The sequence below is a fragment of the Providencia heimbachae ATCC 35613 genome, assembly GCF_001655055.1.
Lineage (GTDB): Bacteria > Pseudomonadota > Gammaproteobacteria > Enterobacterales > Enterobacteriaceae > Providencia > Providencia heimbachae.
On the sequence record NZ_LXEW01000062.1, the window covers coordinates 1 to 1,161 of the forward strand.

Here is a 1,161-nt window from a genome sequence, read left to right on the forward strand (position 1 = left end):
GTTCTACTACCCCCGTTCTACAGCTCGGGGGTTTTAGAGTTATTCTCTTTACAGAGAAAATATTCTAATAAAGTAATACTAAGCATAAATTATTGATAGGTGAAAAATGGCAATATCTAATATCTATTCCAAAAGGCAAAAAAAATTAAGGGGAGAAATTAGTGATGTATATTCTTATGATGAGATACCTAATGGATTACGTATTCAAATAGTACATATCATCAAAGATACAATAGGTACTTGTACATCGTATTCCGGAATTAAGCGTTATGGCTACAATATGAGCCATGCAGACTTTGTATACCAAGAAATATGTAAAATATTGATACGTGAATATGGAGTATTTGCACTACATAAAAATGCAGACTCATATTTTTCGGAAATTTTTGATTTTTTCCTTAACCAGAGTGATGTTGAAAAATGCATTGATATCATTGAGTTATCATTTCAGTACATTGATAATTATGTACGCGAGAAACAATATTATTTTAACCAAAAAGCTGATGACGCGATAAATGATTTAAATTATAGATTTCGAGAAAACGGAGTTGGCTATCAATTTGAGCAAGGCGAAATAATTCGAGTTGACTCCCAGCTGATTCACTCCGAAGTAGTGAAACCTATACTATTAATTTTAAGTTCCACATCTGAATATGACGGAGTGTTACATGAGTTTATGTCTGCTCATGAACACTATAGAAATAAAAAATACAAAGAGTCTCTAAATGATTGTTTAAAATCATTTGAGAGCTTAATGAAAGCAATCCATGAAAAACATCACTGGGATTATAACCCAAATGATACAGCTAAAAAATTAATTAATAGTTGCTTAATCAATAATTTAATACCAGAGTATCTTCAAAATCAATATTCTTCTATACGAATATTGCTTGAAAGTGGGATTCCAACAATAAGAAATAAAGAAGGTGGTCATGGTCAAGGCACTAATATTACTAACGTCCCTGAACATCTAGCCAGCTATACACTTCACCTTACAGCTACAAATTTATTATTTTTAGTAAAATGCGAAGAGCAACTTCAATAAAAAATAGGCTCGCATAATGCGCTCTATGTGTAAAGACGAGCCTTCCCGATTGCGGTAAACCCCAAAACCATTCTACCGCAATCGCTCAGAACCCTTTTTAACATAGCGACATATCT

Annotated in this window: 1 protein-coding gene; it reads left to right on the plus strand. The window is 32.6% G+C overall.

Annotated features, from left to right (window positions below; genetic code table 11):
* Positions 1 to 106 precede the first annotated feature (106 nt).
* The gene (locus M998_RS19105) at positions 107 to 1,045 is read left to right on the plus strand and encodes an abortive infection family protein (protein ID WP_068910372.1); all 939 of its coding nucleotides are present in this window, start codon (positions 107 to 109) and stop codon (positions 1,043 to 1,045) included.
* Positions 1,046 to 1,161 lie beyond the last annotated feature (116 nt).